The sequence below is a fragment of the Streptomyces sp. NPDC050287 genome (assembly GCF_044459385.1).
Lineage (GTDB): Bacteria > Actinomycetota > Actinomycetes > Streptomycetales > Streptomycetaceae > Streptomyces.
Map to the genome: position 1 here is coordinate 207,362 of NZ_JBITIY010000003.1, position 17,458 is coordinate 224,819.

Consider the following 17,458-nt stretch of genomic DNA (forward strand, 5'->3'; position numbering starts at 1 on the left):
CGAGGGGATGGTTCAAACAACCATAGGTTGGTTTCCCCGGTGGTTCATCCATGCATGATCGGCCCGGACTCAGCGTGCGCGCCGGCCCTTCACCGCGTGCTGCGGGGTGATGTGGTCGGTCAGCGCAAGCGAGGCGCTCGCGCGCTGGTACGTGAGCTGGGCGACCCGGACGTACAGGCAGTCGACGAGCATCAGGACCGAGTGCCGGCTGCTGATCGCCTCGGCGCGGAAGCTGGTCTCCGCGGAGGACGGGATGAGCCGGATGTCGGCGGCCCGGGCGAGGGGTGAGCGCGGGTCCGTGGTGAGGGCGATGGTGGTGGCGCCGCGCTCCTTGGCCATCTCGAACGGTTCGAGGGTCTCCCGGGTCGCCCCGGAGTGGGAGATGCCGATGGCCACGTCCGCCGGGGTGAGCAGGGCCGCGGAGGTGGCCGCCGCGTGCACCTCGGTCCAGCCGCGGACCGAGCAGCCGATGCGGAACAGCCGCGTCTCCGTCTCCTGGGTCACCGCGCCGCTGCCGCCGACCCCGTACACGTCGATGCGCCGGGCGCGGGCCAGGGCCTGGGCCGCCCGCTCGGTGGCGTCGAGGTCGATCCGGTCGATGGTCTGCTGGATGGCCCGCAGATCCGCGGTGCCGACGACCTGCACGACCCGTTCGAGGCTGTCGTCGGGCGAGATGTCCGGCCCGATCTCCGCGGTGCCCCAGTCGGTGGCCTCTCCGCGTCCGCGCTCCTGGGCCAGCTCGATCAGCAGGTGCTGGTAGGAGTCGAGGCCGATGGCGCGGCAGAAGCGGGTCACCGTCGCCTGGGAGGTGCCGGTGCGGCGGCCGAGCTCGGCGGCCGAGCAGTGGGTGACGGCGGCCGGATCCTCCAGGATCAGCTCGCCGACCTTCCGCAGCGAGCCCGCCAGCCGGGGCAGCTCGGTACGGATCAGGGTGGTGACGTCCGTCGAGGGCATGTGAAGAATGTATCAGCCACCGGTCAAGGGTCGGATTGAATACCAGGACCGCTCGTGATTGGTTGATTCACCGTTGGAGATGTATAGGGTGGTTCAATCCATCAGAAGGGGAGTGTCGCGTGTCCGACGAGTCCGTCAGCGCCCAGGGGTTCGCGCACGAGAGCCTGGCCGTCCTCCAGCACCTCACCGAATCCGCCCGCGAGGACGTGGCCCGCGCCGCCGAACTGATCGCCGACTGCGTCCGCGCGGACGGCGTCGTCCACGCCTTCGGCACCGGTCACTCCCAGGCGATCGTCCTCGAACTCGCCGGCCGGGCGGGCGGCCTGGTCCCCACCAACCGGCTGAGCATCGCCGACCTCGTCCTGTACGGCGGCGACGACCCGAGCGTCCTCGACGACCCGCTCCTCGAACGCCGGGCGGGTGTGGCGGAACGGCTCTACGACCTCGCCGACCCGCACCCCCAGGACCTCTTCGTCGTCATCTCCAACTCCGGCGTCAACAGCGTGATCGTCGAGATGGCCCTGCGGGTGAAGGAACGGGGTCACCGCCTGCTCGCCATCACCTCCCTCACCCACACCCGGGCCGTCCCCGCCGGCCACGTGAGCGGCAGGAAGCTCGCCGACCTCGCCGACGTCGTCCTCGACAACGCGGCCCCGCGCGGCGACGCCCTCCTCGAACTCCCCGGCGGCGGCGCGGTGTGCGCCCTGTCCACCCTCACCGGCGTGATGCTCGTCCAGATGACGGTCGCCGAGGCATCCGGCCAGCTCCTCGCCACCGGGGAACGGCCTCCCGTGTATGTCTCGGCCAACGTCCCCGGCGGCTTCGAGGGCAACCTGGAGCTGGAGAAGAAGTACGCGGGGCGTATTCGACGCCCGGCGAGCTGAGCCGCTTCCGGGTCGCCGGCAGGCCCTGGGCCTCGCTGTCGGGGGGCTGGTTGACGGACCGGCTGGTTGGCGGACCGTCACTGCCGCTCAGCGACAATGGCCTGGTTGACGCACCGTCACTTCCGCGTCAGCGACAAGCGCCTGGTTGACGGTCCGTCACCACCAAGTCATCAGCAGATGGTTGATCAGCAGCGCCAGCACCCCCTGCGCCGCCAGCCACCCCCGCGCCCCCCTCAGCCACGCGCACGCCGGCAGCAGCCACATCGCGAACGGGAGCCAGATGCGTTCCGTCTCGGCCTTGCTCATGCCGGAGAGGTCGGCGGCGAGGAGGGCGAGGAGAGCGGCGAGGACGAGGAGGGCGAGGCGGACCTCGGGGCGGCCCAGGCGTCTGCCGGCGCGCGGCGTCGTCGCCGTGCGTCTGAGGCCCGCCACCGTCGCGGGGCCCACGATCAGCACCGTGCACGCCAGGTTCGCCCACACCCAGTAGCCGTACGGCCGGACCCCGCCCGCTCCCTGGTAGTAGCGGCGGACCAACAGCCGGTACGCCTCCCACCAGTCGAAGCCGGCCGCCGTGAACGCCACCGGGACGACCAGGAATCCGGCCAGCACGAAGGGGAGGGGGCGGACCCGGTGGCGGCCCAGGAGGAGGACGGCGCCGGCGATGACGACGAAGAGCGTCAGGCCGTACGAGAGGTAGACGGTCAGGCCGAACAGGAGACCCGAGGCGAGGCCCGTCCAGGCGGGGCGGTGGCCCGTCACCGCCAGGGCCAGGAAGGCGACCGCCCAGGCCGCGACCGCCGTGAAGTAGCCGTCCGCGGAGGTGCCCACCCACACGGCCGCCGGGCCCAGCACCAGGAACGGGGCGGCACGGCGGGCCAGTGACTCGTCGGCGAGGGTCCGCACGGCCACCAGGACCGCCACGGCCGCCGTCGTGCCGACGGTGATGCACCAGGTGCCGGCCCAGCCCCCGCCGCCCAGTCCGACCCGGTCCAGGAGGACGAAGGTGACGGTGGCCGCCGGGGGATGGCCGGCGACATGGGCGGGCCAGTTGCCGGGTGTCTCGAGCAGGATGTGGTGGGTGAAGTCCGCCAGCGTGGCCGGGATGTCGTGGAAGCGGTCGATCACCTGGAGGTACTCGTTCCGGGTGGTCAGCCGTGCGGCGACGCCCCGTTGCCAGCCGTCGACCAGGGCGAGGGACCACGTCCAGGCCAGGCCGGCCGCCCAGGTGGTGAGGAGCAGCGCACGCCAGGGCAACCGGACAGCCAGGGCGGGACCGTACGCGACCACTGCGGCCGCGACGGCGAGCGCGGCAGGGGTGCCGGGGCCGACATGGGGATCCCAGACCGCCAGCAAGGGCGGCCAGCCGACGCGGAGGCTGCCGTCGCGGTGCTGGATCGCGCTTCCGACCAGAACGGCGGTGACGACGAGCAGCGTGGCGGCGAGGGCCGCGTAGAGGTCGTGTCTCAGATCGCGGTACAGGTCATGTCTCAGATCGCGGGTCACGCCGGAACGCTAGGCCGCCGGGTCTCCTCCGGACGGCTGACAGGCGCGGACGTCAGAGTTTCGTCATGGTTCGCGAGCCCGCTGAGGGGGTGGCACGGGCCTACCGTCGGGGCATGGCCCGCCCTGACTCCCCGGCGCGTTCGCGCCCCTTGCCGCGCACCCCGTTCTCGCCCGCGTTCTGGCGCAGCCCGTTGCGCGGCCCCTGGCTCACCTCGGTGCTCGGACTCGTCCTGCTCGGCGGGATCACCGTGCTGTTCCTGACCGGGCTGCTGTCGTACGCCGCCTACAACCCGGACCTGTCGCCGGTGAACGACAAGACCCCCGACAAGGGACTCCTCGGCTTCTACCTCTTCTCCTGGCCGACCGATCCGCACTGGCTGTACCGGCTCACCCAGGGCGTCCACGTCACCCTCGGGATCACGCTGATCCCGGTCCTGCTGGCCAAGCTGTGGTCGGTGGTGCCGAAGCTGTTCACGCTGCCGCCCGCACGCTCGCTCGCCCACGCGCTGGAGCGGGTCTCGCTGCTGCTCCTGGTCGGCGGCGCGCTGTTCGAGTTCGTGACCGGTGTGCTCAACGTCCAGCTGGACTACGTCTTCCCCGGCTCCTTCTACCCTTTGCACTTCTACGGCGCCTGGGTGTTCTTCGCCGCCTTCGTCGCGCACGCCGTGCTGAAGACACCGGCAGCCGTACGTAATGCGCGTCAACTGCGCGCCGAGCACGGCGAGTTGGTGTCCCCGGACCCCGCCGCACCCACCGTGTCCCGCCGCGGCGCCCTCGGGCTCGTCGGCGGCGGTTCGCTCCTGCTCCTCGTCACCACGGCCGGGCAGAGCTTCGACCCACTGCGCCGGACCGCCCTCCTCGCACCCCACGGCGGCGCCGAACCCGCCACCGGGCCAGGCGGCTTCCAGATCAACAAGACGGCCGCCTACGCGGGAATCCACGCGGCCGAGACGAGCGAGGAGGCGTGGCGGCTGGTCGTCGCCGGCCGTACCGGAACCGTCCGGCTCAGCCGCGCCGAACTCCTTCAACTCCCCCTGCACAGTTCGGCCTTGCCCATCGCCTGCGTCGAGGGCTGGTCGACCTCCGACCAGTGGTGGCGCGGGGTGCGGCTGCGGGACCTGGCCGCCCTCGTCGGGTACGACGACCCGCCCGACGTCCTCGTCGAGTCGCTGCAACGCCACGGCGCCTTCCGGCGGGCCGCCCTGCGCGCCAACCAGGTCGCCGACCCGCGCTCCCTGCTCGCCCTGTACGTCAACGGCGAGGACCTGACCCCCGACCACGGCCACCCGGCGCGGGTCATCGTGCCCGCGGCTCCCGGCGTGCTCAACACCAAGTGGGTGGCCCGGATGACGTTCGGAGAACTGTGATGCAGCGGCCCAGGCTCCTCCCGGTCGGAAGTCCGCTCCAACTCCTGCTGCTGGCCTGTTCGTTCGCCCTCGCCGCCTACGCCGGCATCCGGCTGTTCGCCGAGGACTGGTTCGGGGTCGCGCTGTGGTTCGTGGGGGCGGCGCTCCTGCACGACCTGGTGCTGCTGCCGGTGTACGCCGCGCTCGACCGCGTTCTGGTGAGGGGGGCCGGCCGGCACCGGGACCGTGTCGCGTACGTCCGGGTGCCCGCCGCCCTGTCCCTGCTGCTCCTGCTGGTGTGGTTCCCGCTGATCAGCGGCCAGGTGGCCGGGCGTTACGCCTCGGCCACCGGTCTGTCGCCGGACGGCTTCCTGACCCGCTGGCTGCTGCTGACGGCCGCGCTGTTCGGCGGTTCCGCCGTGCTGTTCGTGCTGCGGCTGCGCAGGGAGACGAAGGAACGCCCGCCGACCGCCCACTGATCGACGGCACGCCAGCCCGCGCGGCGCGCCAGCCGCAGCAGGGCCGGCGTGCCGAGCCGCGCCCAGGGGAACGGGTTGCCCGTGGCGCCGCGCGCGTCGGTCACATGGACCAGGACCCGCTCGTCGAGGTCAAGGCCGGGAACCGTCTCGGCGATCAACAGGCCGCCACCGCAAAGGAGTTGGGACATGCGGGCGAGGAGCGTGCGCGGGTCCCCGCCGATGCCGACGTTGCCGTCGATCAGCAGCGCGGTGCCCCACCGTCCCTCGCCGGGCAGCGGCTCGAAGACCGAGCGCCGCAGCGCGGGACCGCCCAGCTCCCCGGTCCGCGCCACGGCAGCCTCGCTCACGTCGATGCCGAGCACCCGCCGCCCCCGCGCCCCCAGGGCCGCCACCAGCCGGCCCGGTCCGCAGCCGACGTCGAGCACCGCGCCCTCGCAGCGCCGCAGCACCTCCAGGTCGGCCGCGTCGGCTTCCGCGCACCAGCGCTCCACGTCCAGCGGAAGCAGCCAGCCGTCGGAGCGGCGCAGGAAGAGAGGCCCGCGGCCGGAGCGCAGGGCGTCCGCGTAGGGGTCGGCCGACCAGGGTTCCCTCTCGCCGACGGGCGCGCCGCCGTCGGCGAGGGGGGTCCGCTGCCGCCCGATCCGTACCGTGCTCATCGGGCCCCGGCCGGGCTGAGCCTGGCCAGCTCGGCGGCGAACCGGCCGCCCGGCGCGGAGCGGGCGACCACCTCCGCGTCGTACGCCGTGTCCACGTCCCGCAGCCGCGGCAGGTCCCGCACCCGCAGCCCCGCGAGCCGCGCACGCTGGGCTGCGCCCGTGTGCGACGTCGACATCGGCACGCCCCGCAGCAGGGCCGGGTCCGGTGCGGCCAGGCCCAGCGCCCAGAAGCCGCCGTCCTCGGCGGAGCCGAAGTACGCGTCGCAGTCGGCGAAGTCCACCTGGAGCAGCTCCGGGGTGACCTGGGGGGTGTCCATGCCGATGAGAAGGGCCGGCCCCGCGCAGCCCGCGAAGGCCGCGGCCAGCCGTTCGTCGAGGCCGCCCGCGCACTGCGGTACGACGTCGAAACCGGGCGGCAGCCAGGGGCCGGGCTCGCCCTCCAGGACCAGGACCCGGCGCCCGGCGGGCGTCCGAGCCACCGCGTCCAGCGTGTCCGCGAGGGACGCCTCGGCGAGAGCCGCCGCCTCGTGCGGCGTGAACGGCGGGGTCAGCCGGGTCTTCACCCGGCCCGGCCGGGGCTCTTTGGCGATCACGAGCAGCGTGGTCACGCACGCACCCCCTGCCCGGCGGCCGGACCGGTCTCGGCCAGTACCCGGCTCATGTCGCGCACCGCCTGCCAGGTGCCGCGCCAGGTGCCGGTCACCTTGGAGACGCCGGTGCGCGGGCGGTACGGCACGTCGTGCTCGGCGATCCGCCAGCCCGCGTCGGCGGCGCGCACCACCATCTGGAGCGGATAGCCGCTGCGGCGGTCCGTGAGACCGAGCGCGAGCAGCGGCTCGCGCCGGGCGGCCCGCAGCGGGCCGAGGTCGTGCAGCCGAAGTCCGGTGCGGCGGCGGAGCAGCCGGGTCAGAGCGAGGTTGCCCGCGCGGGCGTGGACGGGCCAGGCCCCGCGGGTCTGCGGGCGGCGCCGGCCGAGCACGAGGTCCGCCTCGCCGGCCACGATCTCCCGTACGAACGGCAGCAGGTCCGCCGGATCGAGAGAGGCGTCGCAGTCGCAGAAGCAGACGATGTCGGCCGTTGCGGCGGTCAGGCCGGCGTGGCAGGCGGCGCCGAATCCGCGCCGCTCCTCGCGTACGACGGTCGCGCCGAGGGCTCGGGCGATACGGGCGGAACCGTCCGTGGAGCCGTTGTCCACCACCAGCGCGCGCCAGCCGGGCGGTACCCGCTCCAGCACCCGGGGCAGCGCCTCGGCCTCGTCGAGGCAGGGGAGTACGACGTCCACGGACACGGGGGCCGGGACGGGATCGGAAGAGGTCGTCACGGCTCTCACCCTACGAGCGTGAAACGGATATAACGGACTCCAGCTCCTTACGAAACGCGGACGTCGGGAACCGGGAGCCGCGTCGACGCGCGTACGGTGCGAGGCTGGCGGCATGGAGCAGCAGCCGTACACACAGGCCGGAGCGCGGGTCCTCGTCGTGGACGACGACCCGACCGTCGCCGAGGTCGTCACCGGGTACCTCGACCGGGCCGGATACGTCGTGGACCGCGCCGGGGACGGGCCCGACGCGCTCGCCCGGGCAGACGCGCACTGGCCGGACCTCGTCGTCCTCGACCTCATGCTGCCCGGCATGGACGGCCTGGAGGTGTGCCGCCGAATGCGTGGCCGCGGGCCGGTCCCGGTCATCATGCTCACCGCGCGCGGCGACGAGGACGACCGCATCCTGGGCCTGGAGGTCGGCGCCGACGACTACGTCACCAAGCCGTTCAGCCCCCGCGAACTCGTCCTGCGCGTCGAGTCGGTCCTGCGCCGCACGCGTCCCTCGCAGCCCTCAGGCACCCTCCGCGCGGCCGGGCTCACCCTGGACCCCGCCTCCCGCCGCGCCGCGAAGGACGGCACCGAACTCGCCCTCACCATCCGCGAGTTCGACCTCCTCGCCTTCTTCCTGCGTCACCCCGGCCGGGTGTTCAGCCGCGAGGACCTGATGCGCGAGGTGTGGGGCTGGGACTTCGGCGACCTGTCGACCGTGACGGTCCATGTGCGGCGGCTACGGGGCAAGGTCGAGGACGACCCGGCGCGCCCGCGACTCATCCAGACCGTGTGGGGCGTGGGCTACCGCTTCGAAGGCGGGGCGTGACCATGAGTGCCAACCTCCTCATCGCCCTCTTCGCCTTCCTCGGCGCCGCCGCGGCCGGGGTGCTCGGCGCGGGCGTGCTGCTGCTCATCCGGCGCCGATCGGTCATCACCCACCTCGCCGTGGTCGCCGTGGTCGCCGTGACCGCGATGCTCGCGGGCACCCTGGCGGTCGCCCAGGCGATGTTCCTGTCCGCGCACGACCTGAAGGTCGTCACGACGGTCGTCGCCATGGCCGCCGTGGTCTCCCTCGCCGCCGCGTTGCTGCTGGGCCGCTGGGTCGTGGCCCGCAGCCGGGCCCTCACGCTCGCCGCCCGCTCCTTCGGCGACGGCGGCGACTTCACCTCACCCGACGGCCCGGCCACCGCCGAACTCGCCGCGCTCAGCCGTGCGTTGGAGGCCACCAGCGCCAAACTCGCCGAGTCCCGGGAACGCGAACGTGCCCTGGAGACCTCCCGGCGCGAACTCGTCGCCTGGATCTCGCACGACCTGCGCACCCCGCTCGCCGGCCTGCGCGCGATGTCCGAGGCGCTCGAGGACGGTGTCGCCGCCGACCCCGCCCGCTACCTCCGGCAGATCCGCACCGAGGTCGAACGCCTCAACGGCATGGTCGGCGACCTCTTCGAACTCTCCCGCATCCACGCGGGGACACTGTCGCTGAGCCCGAGCCGAATCTCCCTGTACGACCTGGTCGGCGACGCGCTCGCGGGCGCCGACCCGCTGGCGCGCGAGCACGGCGTACGCCTGGTCGGGGACCGGGTCGAGCCGGTTCCGGTCGAGGTGGACGGCAAGGAGATGAGCCGGGTCCTGGGCAACCTCCTGGTGAACGCCATCCGTCGCACCCCCGCCGACGGCACGGTCGCGATCGCCGCCGAGCGCCGCCCCGACGGCGTCGTCCTGTCCGTCACCGACGGCTGCGGCGGCATCCCCGAGGAGGACCTCCCCCGCGTCTTCGACACCGGTTGGCGAGGCACCCACGCCCGCACCCCACCCGCCGGAGCGGGCCTCGGCCTCGCCATCGTCCGCGGCATCGTCGAGGCCCACCAGGGCCGGGCCACGGTACGGAACATCCCCGGCGGATGCCGCTTCGAGGTGACGTTGCCGACGGCGGGGGCGTGAGGGGTCGCTCGCCGCACGGTCCCGCTCGCGCGAACTCCTGTGGCAGGGTGCGCCCGCCCGCCCGCCCGCCCGCCCGCTCCGCACCTGCCGGCGCGGGCCTCGGCCTCGCAGGGCGGACCACGGTGCGCGACATCCCCGGCGGCTGCCGGTTCGAGGTGGTGCCGCCCACCGCCGCTTCGATGAAGGCGGGCAGCACCACCGGTCTCAGGCGGGCTGGGCTCCCCGCAAGCCCGCCCGCGCGAACTCCCGCATCCCCTCCGCGAACCCCACCCGCGCCTTCCACCCCAGTTCCGCCCGCAGCCGGGCCGAGTCGGCTGTGATGTGGCGTACGTCGCCCAGGCGGTACTCCCCGGTGACGACCGGCTCCGGGCCGCCGTGCGCGCCGGCCAGGGCCCGGGCCATCTCGCCGACCGTGTGGGGTTCGCCGCTGCCGGTGTTGTAGGCGGTGAGCGTGCCTTCGCGGGCCGGGGCCACCAGCGCCGTCAGGTTGGCCGCGGCCACGTCCCGCACGTGGACGAAGTCGCGGCGCTGGCGGCCGTCCTCGTAGACGCGGGGGGCCTCGCCGCGGGCCAGGGACGAGCGGAAGAAGGAGGCGACGCCGGCGTACGGGGTGTCGCGGGGCATGCCCGGGCCGTACACGTTGTGGTAGCGCAGCGACACCGCCGAGCCGCCCGTGGCCCGTGCCCACGCCGCCGCCAGGTGTTCCTGGGCCAGCTTCGTCGTGGCGTAGACGTTGCGCGGGTCGACCGGGGCGTCCTCGGCGACCAGCCCGGGGGACAGCTGCGCCCCGCACCGCGGGCAGGTCGGCTCGTAGCGTCCGGCGTCGAGGTCGGCCACGGCACGCGGGCCGGGGCGGACCACTCCGTGCCGCGGGCAGTCGTAGCGGCCCTCGCCGTACACGACCATCGACCCGGCCAGCACCAGCCGTCGTACGCCCGCGTCGGCCATCGCGGTGAGCAGGACGGCCGTACCGAGGTCGTTGCGGGAGACGTACTCCGCCGCGTCCGCGAAGCCGGCGCCGAGGCCGACCATCGCCGCCTGGTGGCACACCGCGTCCACGCCCCGCAACGCGCGGCGGACCGCGGCGGGGTCCCGTACGTCCGAGGGCGGGTCGGCGCGGACGTCGTACACGACGCCTTCGTGCCCGTCGGCCTCCAGAGCCTCGACGACATGGGACCCGATGAATCCGGCACCGCCGGTGACCAGTACACGCATGCCGCCACGCTAGGGCGCTCAGCGGCCCGGACGAGTGGGCCGCGCCCGGCACGTCACGGCTTCGTAAGACTCGCCGGGCTCAGCGGGAGCGTCACCGTGAAGACCGTCGCGCCGGGCTCGTCGGCCAGTTCGATCGTGCCGCCGTGCGCGCGGACCAGGGAGCCGGCGACCGCGAGGCCGAGGCCGCTGCCGCCCCGGTCCCGGCTGCGGGCCTTGTCGACGCGGTAGAACCGGTCGAAGACCCGTTCGCGGTCGTCGGATGGGATACCGGGGCCCGCGTCCGCGATCCGGACCAGCGCGCGTCCGTCGGCGACCGAGACCCCGACGGACACCGCCGTACCGGCCGGCGTGTGCACGGCCGCGTTGGTCAGCAGGTTGTCCAGCACCTGGCGGATGCGCTGCGGGTCCAGGCGCAGCTTCAGCTCACCGGGGCCCGGCATGAGCGTCAGCGGGTGGTCCGGGTGGCCGGCGCGGAACGCGTCGGCCGCCTGCTCGACCAGCTCCACCAGGTCCGCCTCCACCGGCCGCAGCGGGGTCTCCACCTCGGCCGCGTCCAGGCGGGCGAGCAGCAGCAGGTCGTCCAGCAGGACGCCCATCCGGGCCGCCTCGGCGCGCAGCCGGGCCAGGTGCCTGTCGCGTTCCTCGGGGGCGTTCGCGGCGGCGTACTGGAAGAGGTCCGCGTAGCCCCGTACGGACATCAGGGGCGTGCGCAGCTCGTGCGAGGCGTCCGCGACGAAGCGGCGCAACCGCTGCTCGGCCGCCGCGCGGACCGCGAGAGCGTCGTCGATGTGCTCCAGCATCGTGTTGAACGCCGAGCGCAGCTCCTCCACCTCCGGACCGCCGTCCCGGCCGTCGGCGCGCAGCGGCAGCCGGGCCGCCGACTCGGTGAGGTCGTGCGAGGTGATGCCGTGAGCGGTGTGCGCCATGTCGCTGAGGGGCCGCAGGCCGCGCCGCAGCATCTTCCGGCCGAACACCACGAGCGCCAGCAGCGCCACACCGAACGCGATCGCCTGCACCGCGACCAGCTGGTCGATGGTGTCCTCGATCTCGGCCATGGGCGCGGCACTGACCAGGACCACTCCGGGCTCGACCTGGCAGGCCCGGATCCGGTAGACACCCTCCCCGTCGATCGTCACCGTGCGCATGAGCTCCTTGTCGGAGTGCGCCATGGTCTCGGCGAGAGCGGTGAGCGGGCGGGTGTCGTGCGGGATGTCGGCGGGCTGCCGCAGCTTCACCGAGGTGCCCGACACGTCGTACACCGCGCTGAACCAGCCCCAGTACGGCTTCTGCTCCACCGTGCCGTTGGCCTCGGCCTCCTTGGCCTGCACGGTCTGGACGACCTTCAGCTGGTAGCCGAGCTGGTTCTCCAGGTAGTCGCGCATGTAGGTCGTCAGCGACCAGCCCACCACGGCGAACACCACCAGCGACAGCGCGCCGAGGCCCAGCGCCAGCCGGGTGCCCAGGCGCAGCCTGCGGTACGTGTGGCGCAGCCGCCGAAGGGCCCCGCTCACTCCGCGGCCGGCCGCAGCGCGTAGCCGAAGCCCCGCACGGTGTGGATCAGCGACACCCCGCCGACTGCGGCCTCGTCGGGCTCGTCGAGCTTGCGCCGCAGCCGGCTGACGACCAGCTCCACGACGTTGGACCGGCCGCCGAAGCCGTACTCCCACACATGGTCCAGGATCTGCGCCTTGGTCAGCACGGTCGGCGACTTGCGCATCAGGTAGCGCAGCACCTCGTACTCGGTCGGCGTGAGCGTCAGCAGCCGCTCGCCGCGCCGCACCTCACGCGTGTCCTCGTCCATCGTCAGGTCCGCCACCCGCAGGACGGACCGCTGGAAGCCGGGCCCGGCGCTGCGCCGCAGCACGGTCCGCAGCCGGGCCATCAGCTCCTCCACCGCGAACGGCTTGACCAGGTAGTCGTCCCCGCCCCGGGTCAGCCCGGCCACCCGGTCGGCGACGGCGTCCCGGGCGGTGAGGAACACCACCGGCACCATCGTCCCGGACCGCCGCAGCCGGTCCAGCACGCCGAAGCCGTCGATGTCGGGCAGCATCAGGTCGAGCACCACGATGTCCGGATGGAAGTCTGCGGCGCGGCTCAGCGCCTCCTCACCGGAGTTCGCGGTGACCGCGTCCCAGCCCTCGTAGCGGGCGACCGTCGCGACGAGGTCGGCGATCGGCGGGTCGTCGTCCACGACGAGGAGTCGTACTTTTTCCACCCGTTCATAGTGCGGCACGCGAGAGCCGAAGCCAGAGCGGGTTCCCTGTCCCGGGCACATCGATAACCACTTGAAAGTTGTACGACAGCAATTCGACAGCTGCCGCCGGAGAAGCTCGCAGAAGAAGCTCGACACCCCGGACCCGGATCAAGGAGCTCTGTCCGTGACGACCGTCCAATCGCCCCCCGCGCCCCCCACGGCGATACGACCCAGGGTGGTGGCCCGCACCGGCCTGTACGCCGTGCTGGCCGCCAACGCGGCCGTGGTGACCTTCTTCTTCGCCCAGGCCGGATTCGCCTCGAACACCCTCATCGTGCTCGGCCGGCTCGCCGGTCTGTACGGCGCGCTCCTGATGGCCTTCCAGCTGATCCTCGTGGCCCGCCTGCCCTGGCTCGACCGCCGCATCGGCATGGACCGGCTGACCTCCTGGCACCGCTGGACCGGCTTCGGCATCCTGTGCACGCTGCTCACCCACGCCGTCTTCATCGCCTTCGGCTACGCCCAGTCGTCCGCCCTGGACCCCGTCAACCAGGTCATCGACCTCGCCGAGACCGTCGAGGGTGTGCTGCGCGCGGTCGTCGCGCTCGGCATCATCCTCGTCGTCGGCGCCGTCTCGGCCCGCTACGCCCGGCGCCGGCTGGCGTACGAGACCTGGCACTTCATCCACCTGTACACCTACGTCGCCGTGGTCCTGGCCTTCACCCACCAGGTCGCGGCCGGTACGACGTTCACCTCGTCGTCCGCCGCCACGACGTACTGGTACGCGGTGTGGGGCGTCGCCCTCGCCTCGGTGGCGGCGGGCCGGCTGGTCCTGCCGCTGTGGCGGAACTGGCGCCACCAGCTGCGCGTCACCGCCGTCGTCCCCGAGGCCGACAACGTCGTCTCGGTCTACATGAGCGGTCGCGACCTCCACCGGATGCCCGCCCGGGCCGGCCAGTTCTTCCTGTGGCGCTTCCTCACCCCCGACCGCTGGTGGCAGGCCAATCCCTTCTCCCTGTCCGCCGCGCCCGACGGCCGCACCCTGCGCCTCACCGCCAAGGCGGCCGGCGACGGCAGCGCCGCCCTGCGGCACGTGAAGGTCGGCACCCGCGTCTTCGCCGAGGGCCCCTACGGCGCCTTCACCGCGCTGCACCGCACCCGCCCGGAGTCCGTGCTCATCGCCGGCGGCGTCGGCGTCACACCCATCCGCGCCCTGCTGGAGGAACTGCACGGCCACGCCGTCGTCATCTACCGCGTCGCCACCGACCGGGACGCGGTCCTCTACGACGAGCTGCGGGACCTCGCGCTCGCCAAGGGCGCCGAACTGCACCTGGTGACCGGGCCGCCCGTCCCCGACCGGCTGGCCCCGGCCGAACTGGCGCGCCTGGTACCGGACATCGCCGACCGGGACGTCTTCCTGTGCGGACCGCCGCCCATGATGAACGCGGTGCTCGGCAGCCTGCGCGAGCTGAACGTGCCCAAGGCGCAGACCCACTTCGAACGCTTCAGCCTGGCGGGTTGAGGGACACGAGAGAGAACACGAGAGAACACGAGAGAAAAGACGTACACACGTGAAACGAGCGATACCTGTCGTCGTGCTGAGCATCGCGGGCCTGGTCCCCGTGTGGCTCTACGAACCGTCGGCCGCCACGTCCACCGTCCAGGTCGCCACCCCCGCGGCGCCCTCCAGGCCGTCATCGTCCTCGTCGGCCCCTTCTCCAGGTTCTTCGGGAACCTCCTCCTCTTCCACCGTCGTCGCGGGTTCGACGGTGAACACGGAGAAGGGCCCGGTCCAGGTGGAGGTGACCTTCGCGGGCGACGAGATCAGCTCGGTGCGGATGCTCCAGCAGCCGAACCACCCGCAGACCACGGCGGCCGTACCGCAGCTGATAGCGGAGACCCTTCAGGCCCAGAGCGCGGACATCGACACCGTGTCCGGCGCGACGATCACCACCGACGGCTACAAGGAGTCCCTCCAGGCCGCGATCGACGCGAAGGGCTGACCGTCATGCGCCGCGTCGAACAGGTCATGGGCTTCCCGGTCTCGCTGCGGATCGACGACGAGAGCGTCCCCGAGTCGGCCGCCGACGCGGTCTTCGCGTGGCTGAACGAGGCCGACGTCCGGTTCAGCCCGTTCAAGCCGGACAGCGAGGTGTCCCGCCTGGACCGGGGCGAGCTGTCGGACATCGGCGAGGACCTCACCGAGATCCTCGGCCTGTGCGAGCACTACCGCACCGCCACCGGCGGCGCCTTCGACGCACGGCTGCCCGGCCGCGGCCTCGACCCCTGCGCGGTGGTCAAGGGCTGGTCGGTGCAGCGGGCGGCGGAGCTGCTGGCGGCGGCCGGAGCGCGGCGCTTCTGCCTCAACGCCGGGGGTGACGTGGTCGCCGCCGGCGGTCCCTGGCGCGTGGGCGTACGGCATCCCGACCACGCCGACCGGCTGTGCACCGTGCTGGAGTTGACCGACGGCGCGGTCGCCACCTCCGCCCGCTACGAGCGGGGCGACCACATCATCGACGGCCGCACGGGTCGCCCGGCGACCGGACTGCTCAGCCTGACCGTCGTCGCCCCGACCCTCACGGAGGCGGACGCGGTGGCCACGGCCGCCTTCGCGATGGGCACGGAGGGCGTCGAGTGGGCGGCCGGGCTGGAGGGCTGCGAGGTGTTCGCGGTGGACGCCGGGCGCCGGGTGCTGCGCACGGCGGGCTTCCCCGTCGCGGGGGAGGGCATGGCTGCCGCATGATGGCCGGGTGTTCCGAGGTACGTCCGCATGACGGCCGGGACGTTCCGAGGGACGTCCGCAGGCCGATGATGCCGCCGGGACGGCCGCCGACGCGAGGTCGACGAGCAACGCCCCTGCCATCGGGCAGGGCGTTCCTCAAGACGGACCTGGGGAAATGCCGCCGTTACCGCGCTTGACCTGGGGAACATGCCTCGTGGTGCTTGTCTGGTCTCAGGGTTTCCCAGCCTCATGTGTGCTAAATCCGTTCCGGGTCAACCGCAGGGAGCCACATCTTGCCCCAAGCCGCGGGCGCGCGGCGCGGCCAGGGCGGAGGCGCACCCGCGGAAGCCTGTGAAGGCTTGCGCTGTGTAATTTGAGGTATATACCGTTGATTGCATGACGGAGCGGTGGGAGATCGAGATCGAACCCGAGGTGCGGGATTGGCTGGAGTAACTTCCGTTCCGCCTCTACCGGCGCGTGGAGGACAAGACGGACCGTCTCTTGGACGAGCCGACGACGCTTGGTGAGCCGTACTCGCGTCACTTGGGCGGCAAGCTGCGTGAGCTGCGCTTCGAGCTGGACGGCGAGGCCGTGCGCATCCCGTACTGGCTCGCTCCCGGGCAGCGGATCGTCCTGTTGACGGTGTTCCGTAAGACGAGGATGCGTGAGGCGGCGGAAGTCGAGCGCGCGCATCAGGCCCAGAAGGTCTGCGAGGCCGAGCACGGCCGGGCCGAGCACACCTACGATCGGCGCAAGGAGAGTTGATGAATCACAGCACGTGGAGGACGCGCCGGGCACGGCGGCTTGTGGGTGAGGCGGTGGAATACGACCAGGAGTACGTCGACGCACGGCTGGCTGGCGACCTTGGCCAGGCGGTCTACGACCGTCGGATCGAGCTCGGTCTGTCCCAGGCCGAACTGGCCGAGCGGGCCGGGATGACGCAGCCTCAGGTGTCCCGGATGGAGGGTGGCGACACCGTGCCCACTCTCCCGCTGCTACGACGCCTGGCCAAGGCTCTGGACGGCACCCTGAACCTGGCCATCGACGAGGGTGACTCCCGCGTCACCTTCACCCCGCACGCCGCTTGAAACCGAGCCCCGCGGTCCGCCGAGGACGTTGTCGACCTGAGTCAGTGCGCTCAGCGAACCGGTGAGCGAGGTTGCGCCGCTGACCCGGCTGTGTTCGACCACCGGCTTCAGCCTTGGTGGAGCGCTTCCTGCTGGGTTCGATGACAGATCAGGAGAAGGAGCGACGGAATGGACCGTGCTGCGACGACGTACCGTCCGCACTCGAAGTGCTGGATGCCGAGCAGTGAGGCGGTACTGCCGGGAAGGTAGCCAGGCGTAGGTCTGGCCCACCCTGGCCCTGTGCCGCTCGCGCGAAGGCCCTCCCGTCGCCCGGAAAGGCTCTCACCAGGTGCTTCTCCGTGCCCCCGGCAGGATTCGGACCTGCGACACCCGCCCTAGGGGTCCTATGCGGTGAGTTTGAGGAGAGTGGGGGGCACTGTGTCGGTGACCTGCGGCTTCCCGGCCCCAGACCTGGATGCGCTGCGCGAGACCCATCACTGAACCTCATCTGTGAAGAGCCTCCAATGCGACTAGGGCCTGTCCGGCGGATCTTGCCAGGCTCTCCTCGAGCACGGTCGGTACTGCGGCACTTGACGGTACTTCCGATCAATTGGGTCGACACTCGTTCCGAGCTGCGGGAAACTCCTGGCGATGACTCAACGAACCGACACGCCTCCTGCGTGGGACGAGCGTGCGCAGCTGGTTACCTTCCTCGATTACGCCCGTGATACCGCGCGCGCCAAGTGTGCGGGCGTGTCCGCCGAAGACGCCTGCAAGGCCCCGCTCCCGAGTTCGCCGCTGATGACGTTGTGCGGGTTGATCAGCCATCTGCGTTGGGTCGAGTACTACTGGTTCCATGTGATGTTTCTGGGCGAGGAGCTCGCGGGGCCGCTCACCGAGGCGACCGACGATGATCCCGACCCTGAGATGCGGACAGCAGTCGACATTCCGTTGCCTCAGCTTCTCGCCGAGTACGAGGCGCAGAGCGCCCACTACCGTCGCCTGGTGTCCGAACACGACCTGGACTCGACGGCCAAGCGTCCCATCAGCGACGGCCGCCACGTCGACCTCCGGTGGGTGATCCTCCACCTCATTGAGGAGACGTCCCGCCATAACGGCCACCTCGACGTCGTGCGTGAGCTCGTCGACGGGCGGACCGGCGCCTAGGGGCTGTCCGGCGGATCA

General features: G+C 72.4%; 18 protein-coding genes and 1 pseudogene. 10 read left to right on the plus strand and 9 right to left on the minus strand.

The genetic code is table 11. The annotated features are described in order from the left end of the window. Positions 1-69 precede the first annotated feature (69 nt). Positions 70-954: a MurR/RpiR family transcriptional regulator gene (locus ACIBK3_RS11350; protein WP_399364298.1), complete on the minus strand. Its 885-nt coding sequence runs from the start codon at positions 952-954 to the stop codon at positions 70-72. 119 nt (positions 955-1,073) lie between these two features. Between ACIBK3_RS11350 and ACIBK3_RS11355 the strand changes: the two genes are divergently transcribed. Further along, on the plus strand, positions 1,074-1,838 hold the full coding sequence (locus ACIBK3_RS11355) for a sugar isomerase domain-containing protein (RefSeq protein WP_399364300.1): 765 nt from the start codon (positions 1,074-1,076) through the stop codon (positions 1,836-1,838). A 156-nt stretch (positions 1,839-1,994) separates the two neighbouring features. Here the strand turns inward: ACIBK3_RS11355 and ACIBK3_RS11360 are convergent, their stop codons facing one another. Further along, entirely contained in the window at positions 1,995-3,341 is a 1,347-nt protein-coding gene (locus tag ACIBK3_RS11360) for a hypothetical protein (RefSeq protein WP_399364302.1), read from the minus strand. Positions 3,342-3,454: 113 nt separating this feature from the next. On the opposite strand from ACIBK3_RS11360, the gene ACIBK3_RS11365 reads away from it, so the two are divergent. Next, entirely contained in the window at positions 3,455-4,708 is a 1,254-nt protein-coding gene (locus tag ACIBK3_RS11365) for a molybdopterin-dependent oxidoreductase (protein ID WP_399364304.1), read from the plus strand. 313 nt (positions 4,709-5,021) lie between these two features. Here the strand turns inward: ACIBK3_RS11365 and ACIBK3_RS11370 are convergent, their stop codons facing one another. The 3 genes from ACIBK3_RS11370 to ACIBK3_RS11380 are packed head-to-tail and all read right to left on the minus strand — an operon-like array spanning position 5,022 to position 7,152. Beyond that, positions 5,022-5,822, minus strand: a complete 801-nt coding sequence (locus ACIBK3_RS11370) for a methyltransferase domain-containing protein (RefSeq protein ID WP_399364306.1) — start codon at positions 5,820-5,822, stop codon at positions 5,022-5,024. Next, entirely contained in the window at positions 5,819-6,430 is a 612-nt protein-coding gene (locus ACIBK3_RS11375; protein ID WP_399364309.1) for a DUF2064 domain-containing protein, read from the minus strand. Before ACIBK3_RS11375 ends, ACIBK3_RS11370 begins: the two co-directional genes overlap by 4 nt. After that, positions 6,427-7,152 (minus strand): glycosyltransferase family 2 protein, encoded by a 726-nt coding sequence (locus ACIBK3_RS11380; protein ID WP_399364311.1) that lies wholly within the window; start codon positions 7,150-7,152, stop codon positions 6,427-6,429. The genes ACIBK3_RS11375 and ACIBK3_RS11380 overlap by 4 nt, the downstream gene beginning before the upstream one ends. 103 nt (positions 7,153-7,255) lie before the next feature. On the opposite strand from ACIBK3_RS11380, the gene ACIBK3_RS11385 reads away from it, so the two are divergent. Then, positions 7,256-7,960, plus strand: coding sequence for a response regulator transcription factor (locus ACIBK3_RS11385; protein ID WP_399364313.1), 705 nt, complete (start codon positions 7,256-7,258; stop codon positions 7,958-7,960). A gap of 2 nt (positions 7,961-7,962) precedes the next feature. Beyond that, positions 7,963-9,075, plus strand: a complete 1,113-nt coding sequence (locus ACIBK3_RS11390) for a sensor histidine kinase (RefSeq protein WP_399364315.1) — start codon at positions 7,963-7,965, stop codon at positions 9,073-9,075. A gap of 204 nt (positions 9,076-9,279) precedes the next feature. Here ACIBK3_RS11390 and ACIBK3_RS11395 read toward each other — a convergent pair whose 3' ends face one another. Genes ACIBK3_RS11395 through ACIBK3_RS11405 form a run of 3 tightly spaced genes read right to left on the minus strand, consistent with a single transcriptional unit; the run spans position 9,280 to position 12,565 of the window. Further along, positions 9,280-10,290 carry an NAD-dependent epimerase/dehydratase family protein gene (locus tag ACIBK3_RS11395; protein WP_399364317.1) on the minus strand — a complete coding sequence of 337 codons (1,011 nt, stop codon included), beginning with the start codon at positions 10,288-10,290 and terminating at the stop codon, positions 9,280-9,282. Between the two features lie 53 nt (positions 10,291-10,343). Then, positions 10,344-11,801: a sensor histidine kinase gene (locus ACIBK3_RS11400; RefSeq protein WP_399364319.1), complete on the minus strand. Its 1,458-nt coding sequence runs from the start codon at positions 11,799-11,801 to the stop codon at positions 10,344-10,346. Then, entirely contained in the window at positions 11,798-12,565 is a 768-nt protein-coding gene (locus tag ACIBK3_RS11405; protein WP_399364321.1) for a response regulator transcription factor, read from the minus strand. Before ACIBK3_RS11405 ends, ACIBK3_RS11400 begins: the two co-directional genes overlap by 4 nt. Positions 12,566-12,668: 103 nt before the next feature. Here ACIBK3_RS11405 and ACIBK3_RS11410 point away from each other — a divergent pair, with 103 nt between their 5' ends. Next, a complete protein-coding gene (locus ACIBK3_RS11410; protein ID WP_399364323.1) occupies positions 12,669-14,006 on the plus strand; it encodes a ferric reductase-like transmembrane domain-containing protein in 1,338 nt (445 codons plus the stop codon). A 108-nt stretch (positions 14,007-14,114) separates the two neighbouring features. Here ACIBK3_RS11410 and ACIBK3_RS11415 read toward each other — a convergent pair whose 3' ends face one another. After that, complete coding sequence (locus ACIBK3_RS11415; RefSeq protein WP_399364325.1) at positions 14,115-14,261, minus strand: hypothetical protein; 147 nt, start codon at positions 14,259-14,261, stop codon at positions 14,115-14,117. Here ACIBK3_RS11415 and ACIBK3_RS11420 point away from each other — a divergent pair. The 5 genes and pseudogenes from ACIBK3_RS11420 to ACIBK3_RS11440 all read left to right on the plus strand — a co-directional run bounded on the left by ACIBK3_RS11420 (position 14,254) and on the right by ACIBK3_RS11440 (position 17,440). Then, the gene (locus tag ACIBK3_RS11420; RefSeq protein ID WP_399364327.1) at positions 14,254-14,487 is read left to right on the plus strand and encodes an FMN-binding protein; all 234 of its coding nucleotides are present in this window, start codon (positions 14,254-14,256) and stop codon (positions 14,485-14,487) included. The two genes, ACIBK3_RS11415 and ACIBK3_RS11420, sit on opposite strands and share 8 nt — an antisense overlap. 5 nt (positions 14,488-14,492) lie before the next feature. After that, complete coding sequence (locus ACIBK3_RS11425; protein ID WP_399364329.1) at positions 14,493-15,227, plus strand: FAD:protein FMN transferase; 735 nt, start codon at positions 14,493-14,495, stop codon at positions 15,225-15,227. Positions 15,228-15,602: 375 nt separating this feature from the next. After that, positions 15,603-15,971 (plus strand): annotated as a pseudogene (locus ACIBK3_RS11430) (type II toxin-antitoxin system RelE/ParE family toxin). Continuing rightward, the gene (locus ACIBK3_RS11435) at positions 15,971-16,294 is read left to right on the plus strand and encodes a helix-turn-helix domain-containing protein (protein ID WP_399364331.1); all 324 of its coding nucleotides are present in this window, start codon (positions 15,971-15,973) and stop codon (positions 16,292-16,294) included. The pseudogene ACIBK3_RS11430 and the gene ACIBK3_RS11435 overlap by 1 nt, the downstream one beginning before the upstream one ends. Positions 16,295-16,924: 630 nt before the next feature. Then, positions 16,925-17,440: a DinB family protein gene (locus ACIBK3_RS11440; protein ID WP_399364333.1), complete on the plus strand. Its 516-nt coding sequence runs from the start codon at positions 16,925-16,927 to the stop codon at positions 17,438-17,440. The last annotated feature ends 18 nt before the right edge of the window (positions 17,441-17,458 follow it).